We start from the raw sequence: 7,884 nt of genomic DNA, 5'->3' as shown, positions 1-7,884 counted from the left end.
AATCGACCCATTCCTCAGCATCCCGATTTTATTCCTTTTGATGAGCATTTACCTTATGAAATCGATCGCTTCAATAATGAATCTCAGAATCTCAGAATCTCAGAATCTCAGAATCTCAGCAAGTTTCGCCTCGCCCAGCTTTTTATTAGTCTGATTGCTGCGTCGGCTGTGTCTTTACCGATTGCTGCACATGCTGCTGCTATCTATGCATTTAATTCCAGCGGAAGTACAATTGATAAATTTGCACCGGATGGGAGCAAAACTACTTTCGCTACGGGACTTGGTACTTCCTTTGGTATGGCGGTTGATGCAAGTGGTAATCTCTTTGGGTCAGGTTTCCAAACATCCACAATTAACAAGTTTACACCAGGTGGGGTCGAGACTAACTTCGCTTTCTCAATTTTTCGTCCCGCTGGTCTGGCGTTCGATGCAAATGGCAACCTCTTTCTAGCAGCACCAGATTTGGGGACAATTTATAAGTTTGCATCGGACGGGAGCAAAACTAGCTTCGCTACAGGCGGACCTTACTTGGCTCTGGCGTTTGACGCGAGTGGAAACCTCTTCGCATCAGATTTGACAGGCTCAGTTAACAAATTTACATCGGGCGGGGTCAAGACTACCTTCGCTACTGGAGTCGGGACTTCCTTTGGTCTGGCGGTTGATGCGAGTGGAAACCTCTTCGCATCAGATCCGACAGGCTCAATTAACAAATTTACACCAGGCGGGGTCAAGACCACCTTCGCTACTGGACTTTTTGGTCCCTATGGTCTAGCGTTTGATGCGAGTGGAAACTTATTTGAATCAGAGTCAGGATCGATTAACAAATTTGCTCCCGTCGGGTGCAAAACTATCTTCGCTACGGGAGGAAATTACTTAGCTCTGGCATTCGCTCCTGATGCCTCCAACTCTACCGCAGTCCCCGAACCATTTACGATTATCGGTACGTTAGTCGGTGGTACGGCGGCAATACGGATGAGAAAGAAACTTAAAGCAACTAGCAAAGTCTAATCGATCTATTCAAGCTCCGATCTCAATCCTAGATCGGAATCTCTGCATTTGCTGTTGGTGATTTACGCTAACGCGATCTCAGTACGATAACGTGAGTTCGGGATAAGGAGTTTCGCTTGATGACTCCTGGCTTCGCTTTCGCACCGCCCTCAAATGAATTTGGGGCTAATAGCAAAAGTTCGTTGAAACGAACTAATTAATTTGGCAGTTCTCTGCAGAGAACTTGAGCTATTAGCCCGTTGGCGTAGCCTCTCGGAACGAGACACTTATAGTTCAGGGCGGTGCTTGAACGCAGCGAATCGATTTTCCTTATCCCGAACTCAAGTTAGGATCGTGATGAAAATTAGGGTAGGGGCAATTCATGAATTGCCCCTACCCTAATTTTCAGAGCTTGCATCTACAATAAATCATCCCTGAATTCAGCAACCCATGCTACTTATTAGTAACTAATTCTAGTCGATCGCGATCGGATAGTTTCCAGACTTTACCATCTAGAGCCATCTGTTCGATTAGCGTCGCTAGGCGCAAGGCTTTGAGTGCCTGCTCTCCCCCGACGGAAGGTTCGTTCCCGCACCTAACACAGTTGACAAAATGCTCCAATTCTGCATATAGTGGCTCTACATTGCTAGTGTAGACTTTCTCGATCAGTCCATCCTGACGGTATAAACCTTGATGGTACTCATTAAGAAGATCGGCATTGTGACGGTGAATCAAGATTTCGTTATTGAGGAAATTTGCTTCGGTCAAGGATTGACGACAATGAGCGGCGATCCGCCGCATTTTGCGATGGGTAACTTTGCTGGCTGTCAGAGTGGCAACGATACCATTGGCAAAACCGAGCGTAGCCGTGACATAATCCAGATATTTAGATTCAGGACATCTACTACCGCTAGCTGTCAGTCCGACGACGGGAGAACCTGCTAGCTCCATGAGTAAGTCGATATCGTGGATCATCAAATCCAGAACGACAGAAACATCATTAGCCCGATTAGAATAGGGACTCATCCGGTGGGCTTCGAGTGCTAAAACTTTCTCCGTTTGGAGGACTTTACTAAGTTCTTGGAAAACGGGGTTAAAACGTTCGATATGTCCCACTTGGAGGATACACTGAGATTCAGCCGCTGCATTAACCAACGCTTCCGCTTCTTCGATCGTCGCCGCAATTGGTTTTTCGATCAGTACGTGAATCCCTGCTTGCAAACAAGCGATCCCTACTTCATAGTGAAGCCTAGTGGGAACGGCAATACAGACAGCATCGACTTGCGATATCAGGTCGCGATAGTCTTCATAAAATCTAGCCTTGTACTTACTCGCAGCTTCTAAACCCTGCTCGACATTGACATCAGCGATGCCAACCAGTTGGACATTTTTGAGTAGGCTCAACACCCGTGCATGGTGTTGTCCCATATTACCGATCCCGATTAATCCTACTTTCAGCGGTTGAGGTGTACCCGACTGAATTCCTGTGTCTAACTGTCTGGCTGACATGCTATTTCTCACTCTAAAATTTACTCCTCCACCACTCTGACAATCCCGATACTATCACAGCATCATGATTGTAAAGAACCGAAAAGTTTTGTTTATGTTCCTAAAGATAGATTTTTTTAGGTTTTAGGTTTTAGGCTTTAGGTTTTAGGTTTTAGGCTTTAGACGAAATACTTCCCCTTTACCCTTTACCCCTTTACCCTTTACCCTTCTCCCAAGTTACACTTAAAGTTAATCCATCATTCTTAAACCGTTGTGAAAGCAGTTATTCTCCTCTCAGGTGGTTTAGATTCATCGACGGTATTGTATCTGGCAAAAAGTGAAGGTTACGATTGCTATGCCCTCTCCTTTGACTATCAACAACGCCATCGGCGCGAATTGGAAGCAGCGAAGACGATCGCGATCGCGGCTGGTGTCGTCGCTCATCAAGTGGTAAGCTTCGATTTAGGCTTGTGGGGCGGTTCTGCTTTGACAGATAGTCAGATTGCATTACCGCAAGATCGCGAACTCTCTGCAATGTCAGAATCTATTCCCGTTACCTATGTTCCCGCTCGCAATACAATCTTTTTGAGTTTCGCGCTAGCTTATGCGGAGGCGATCGCGGCAAGTCGGGTGTATATTGGTGTGAATGCGCTAGATTATTCTGGTTATCCCGATTGTCGTCCCGATTATATCGATGCGATGCGATCGGTATTTCGACTGGGTACCAAGCAAGGTAGAGAAAGCGATCCGATCGAGATTATCACGCCGTTGATCGATCTCAAAAAAACTGAAATTATTCAACTTGGCGATCGATTGGGCGTACCCTGGAAGGAAACTTGGTCGTGTTATTCTGGCGATCTAGTTCCCTGTGGGATCTGTGATTCTTGTCGATTGCGATTAGCCGCATTTGAAGAGTTGGGTTCGGTAGATCCAGCGATGGAGATCGGCTAAAACACCGATCTTGTCCTAGTTGTGGGGGCAGATCCAGAAAGTTTCAGTATAATCAATGGTTACGGCTTAATGTCAACAGACTACTGAAATGCCAACCAAATTAATTGAGTATAGAAACCTGTTAGAGAGCTTTCTCACTAACGGTTACGAGTTATTTCCATTTATCGAGTCGCCGCCGCCAACCCAGGCTCTGCTACTCCGTCACGATATTGATTTCGATCTCCAGCTAGCGCGAGATCTGGCTGCTGTAGAACATGAAATTGGTGTAAAGTCAACCTATTTTTTGATGCTGAGATCGGCATCATACAACCTGCTCGAATGCGACAACTCAAAACTTGTCGATGAAATTAGGGACTACGGGCACCAGATCAGTTTACACTTCGATCCGACTGTCTATGATGACTTTCAAGCAGGACTGAAACAAGAACTGAACATCTTCGATCGACATTTTGGATCTTCACCCGACTGTATCAGCATTCATCGTCCGACTGACTTCTTTCTGAACTATGACTCGCCGATCGATAATATTCGCCATACGTATCAATCAATCTACTGTAAATCGATCGAGTATTGTAGCGATTCGCAAGGTTTATTCAAACACGGACACCCATTGAACTCTCAAGCCTATGCGGATAAAAAATCGATCCATTTGCTCGTCCACCCGATTTGGTGGGTGACAGACGAGGCTAATTCGATCGATATTCTCAACAAGTTTCTCAATCTGCGGATTAAGCGGTTTCAACAGCATATGGCAGATAACTGTAAACCATATCGTACCGTTGTTGGAGGTAATTATGACTAAACCCAAAATCGCTGTTTTTGGCTGCAAGCACACTACGATCTTTTTGATCGAGGCTCTGCGCCAATCCTCCCAGGTAGCCGCCGTCATTACGATCTCGCCAGACGCTGCTTTGAAAGCCGAAGTAGCCGACTATTGCGATCTAACGGCGATGTGTGCCGAACTAGGCATTCCCTGCTATGTTGCCAATAAATACTCTCTCAAGCACGATGAAGATTTAGCCCAGATTGCCAGTCTGAAATTGGACATTGCGTTCGTGATGGGATGGCAACGGATGATTCCCGCAGAGGTATTGAACACCTTCTCTGTCGGTGCTTTCGGAATGCACGGGAGCACTGACGATTTACCCATTGGCAGAGGTAGATCGCCGATGAATTGGTCTTTAATGGAAAGGCGCGCTCATTTTCACACTAACCTGTTCCGCTATGATGCGGGAGTCGATTCTGGCGATATTCTCGACTCATTTGTGTTCAGCATTCAGCCATCGGATACGGCTGAAACCATGCATTATAAAAATGTCCTGGCAATGAAATGTCTCGTACTGCGGAATCTGGAGCATCTCAGCACCGGCAATCTGCGGCTCCGCCCCCAAAAAGAATTCACACCTACTTTTTATCCAAAACGCAATCCTGAGGATAGTATTATTGACTGGCGACTGGACGTTTTTCAGATTGAGGCGCATATCAGAGCGGTAACGAAACCATTCAATGGTGCGTTCTCGTTTGCCAATGGCGAGCAAGTCAAAATTTATCAAGCGGCGATCTTCGACACTGATGTCGTTGACTATGGATATCGAGATCGAACCAATGGCGAAGTAATTGAGGTGTTTCCCAGTGGTAAGTTCCTCGTGCGCTGTCGGGGTGGGTTGTTAATCGTTCACGATTTCACCGCAAATGTGGAGATTGTGTCTGGACTAATACTTCAGTCACCTGTAGATACGATCAGGCAGTTTCCCACGAATGTGCTTGGATATCACGATATCGAGGAAGCCTAACTCGATTGGTGTTAATGGATTGAGTGAGGGGGAGATTGGGTGTATAACCCAACGTGAGTTCGGGATAAAGATCTGTAATAAGCGGAGTGGTAAACGATATATACCAGTGAGTTTCAATTGTCCTAGTGTGGGCAGAACCCGGATCTGGGGGTTCCGACCCCCAGCCCCCCCGTTGAAAGGCGGAACGCCGCCTCTCAAACTCTCCTGCGTAAGGTCGATCTGTGTGCTAGCGGTTCGCGCTCGTCGGTTTCCCCGACGGTTTAGCGAAACAAGACAGCGTGGTGCGGCATTCACTCGATTTGAGATTTTAATTGGAGATTATTAAACTAAAACTTAGGCTAAAGCTACCTTGTCGCAATATTCTTAACCCGAACTCACGTTAACTCAAGTTGCAATCTAGGCTGAAACCCCAAAACTCCAAATTTGCCAAGGTTTAACGATTGCATCTATCGTCTCTGACAGTGGTTCTTCGAGTAAATTTACCACTCGATCGATCCTTAAATCCAGATCTCCTGCTAACTCAATTTCGCTCTCCACTCCATGACACTCATAACACCGCAATATCCACGATCGATCTAAACTATCTGAAGGTTTAAATGCCATTAAGACTAGATTTTCCGCATGTAAATCGATGAAACTATTCATCGGTGCTAAGTCTCGATTTAACTCTATCTTCGGCTTTGGAGCCAATTGCAATATTTGCAAAGGCGAATTCAACTCCAGTCCCTTTCTCACAGTCTGAGCGGCTTGCCAGGTGCCACTGTGAGGATAAATTGCATAGGTAAATTCATGATAGCCGCGATCGGCGGTCGGATCTGGCCATTTAGGACTGCGGAGCAAGGTAAGTCTTAGAAAATCTGTACCTGCATCGAAGCCATATTTACAATTATTCAATAAACTCACCCCATACACGCCACTATTATCGGTGAGATCGACCCAGCGATGCATCGGTAATTCCCACTTAGCTTTTGCGGCGGCGGTTGTGGGTGTAGTGGTGCGATCGATTGCACCGCAGGCAGTTTCGGATGTAGATCGATCGGCGGTAAGATTTAGGGGGAAGTTGGCTTTGATTAGGACATGCTCGGCTTGCCAATCGACGCTGGTTTCGATCCGTACGATCGAGCTATGGGCATCTAAGATATAATCTTGACGAAATTCACATCCCGCTAATTCCCGCACAACGCGCAATCGTTGACGAATTACACCATTTTCAATCCACTCGATCGATCTGAGCTGGCTTGGTGGTAATATTTTTTCGGCGTATTTAGGATCGATATTCCAGGCATCCCAATATTGTCCGCCATCTTGGAAGGCTTGGAGTTGATTTGCACCTGTAGAGATTATTTCACGATGGTTGATTCGATCGTAAATGCTATCAATATCCCCAGTTTCAGGATCGATTGCTACTTCTACGAATTGGTTTTTAAAAATAAAACCGCTGGAAGCTAGTGTTTCCGTTGTTGTTTGAGTTGCAGCGGAGATTTTTACCCCCCCAACCCCCCTTATAAAGGCTTGCTCTTCCGGCTCCCTCCCCTTTACAAGGGGAGGGTTGGGGTGGGGTATCAGATCTTCGCCGAAGCTATTAGAAGCAAGCCAAAACAAGCGATAACCAACGCTCGGTAAATCTGCTGCCAGAAATAATATATGTTCGGTGGTTGCTTGGCTGGGTAATAATTTTCCATCTGCATCGAATAGACACCACGCATCCAGAAACCCGACTTTTTCAAGAAGCGGCTCGCTCCGGTCGGGTTTCCCGACTATGGAAGCGAGACAAGACAGTCGGGGATCTGTTGGATCTAGAGGGTATTTGATTACCTCACTACGTTCCCAATTGAGAGCGTTAAAAATCACGATCGGAATTGCGCCCTCGATTGGCGGAGTTGGAAGTATAATTCGATCGCAAATCTCACCCAGAGCATCGCTAATTATTCGCGTTGTTACTCGTTCGACATTTTCCCATCCCTCATTCGCCGTCACGTATACAGGTTCGATCGCGGTGCCAGGAATGATATCGTGGAACTGATTGAATAATGTCTGTTTCCAAGCTGTCTCGATCTGCAATTGCAGATCGTCGGGATAATCCTGTTTAGTTACGATCGAAGCGATCGACGACCAGAGTTCTGCCTGATATAATAAATCCTCACACTGCCGATTCGATCGCTTTTGATCGGCGTGGGTTGTAAAACAACCGCGATGGAATTCTAGATAGAGTTCGTCTTTCCAAACTGGGAACAGTTGACTATCGGCTCTACTTGATAACTTATCGAGATATTTAACCGCAGTCGTAAATTCTAGATCGGGAAATACGTCTGACTTTGACCATCGATCGGCAATTTCCAACATATCACGGGTCGGACCACCCCCATGATCGCCCACGCCGAATAAATATAGCGACTCATCGACTCCCGTATTAGTTTGCCACGCACAGGCATGGTCGATAATTTTTAATGGATCGATACCTTCGCCAATTGCCGACGACATCAAACTGAGCACGCGACTTCCATCTGGAGACTCCCACCAAAATAATTGATGGGGAAATTGATTCGTATCATTCCACAGAAACTTCTGCGTGACAAAATAATCGATACCGCCTTGCTTTAATAACTGCGGTAATTGTCCACAAAATCCAAACGTATCGGGGAGCCATGCAACTTTAGTTACTGCG

The 7,884-nt window shown here is 46.2% G+C and carries 6 protein-coding genes; 4 read left to right on the top strand and 2 right to left on the bottom strand.

The window, feature by feature from the left end; all coding sequences use genetic code 11:
* Positions 1-1,008 (top strand): PEP-CTERM sorting domain-containing protein (locus tag RMO55_RS21780; protein WP_310430224.1); only part of this gene is annotated, 1,008 nt, incomplete at its 5' end.
* Positions 1,009-1,440: 432 nt separating this feature from the next.
* On the opposite strand, the gene RMO55_RS21775 is transcribed toward RMO55_RS21780, so the two are convergent.
* Positions 1,441-2,496: a Gfo/Idh/MocA family oxidoreductase gene (locus RMO55_RS21775; protein WP_310430223.1), complete on the bottom strand. Its 1,056-nt coding sequence runs from the start codon at positions 2,494-2,496 to the stop codon at positions 1,441-1,443.
* 252 nt (positions 2,497-2,748) lie between these two features.
* Between RMO55_RS21775 and queC the strand changes: the two genes are divergently transcribed.
* The 3 genes from queC (at position 2,749) to RMO55_RS21760 (ending at position 5,219) form a co-directional block, all read left to right on the top strand.
* Complete coding sequence (gene queC / locus RMO55_RS21770) at positions 2,749-3,426, top strand: 7-cyano-7-deazaguanine synthase QueC (protein WP_310430222.1); 678 nt, start codon at positions 2,749-2,751, stop codon at positions 3,424-3,426.
* Between the two features lie 88 nt (positions 3,427-3,514).
* Complete coding sequence (locus RMO55_RS21765; RefSeq protein WP_310430221.1) at positions 3,515-4,228, top strand: hypothetical protein; 714 nt, start codon at positions 3,515-3,517, stop codon at positions 4,226-4,228.
* Positions 4,221-5,219 carry a formyltransferase family protein gene (locus RMO55_RS21760; RefSeq protein WP_310430220.1) on the top strand — a complete coding sequence of 333 codons (999 nt, stop codon included), beginning with the start codon at positions 4,221-4,223 and terminating at the stop codon, positions 5,217-5,219. Before RMO55_RS21765 ends, RMO55_RS21760 begins: the two co-directional genes overlap by 8 nt.
* 396 nt (positions 5,220-5,615) lie before the next feature.
* Here RMO55_RS21760 and RMO55_RS21755 read toward each other — a convergent pair.
* Positions 5,616-7,884: glycoside hydrolase family 38 C-terminal domain-containing protein (locus RMO55_RS21755; RefSeq protein WP_310430219.1), on the bottom strand; the 2,269-nt coding region annotated here is incomplete at its 5' end.

Source organism: Chamaesiphon sp. VAR_48_metabat_135_sub (assembly GCF_031418915.1).
Taxonomy (GTDB): domain Bacteria; phylum Cyanobacteriota; class Cyanobacteriia; order Cyanobacteriales; family Chamaesiphonaceae; genus Chamaesiphon.
The sequence above is the reverse complement of the archived record's forward strand: the minus strand, read 5'-3'. Positions and strand labels throughout refer to the sequence as shown.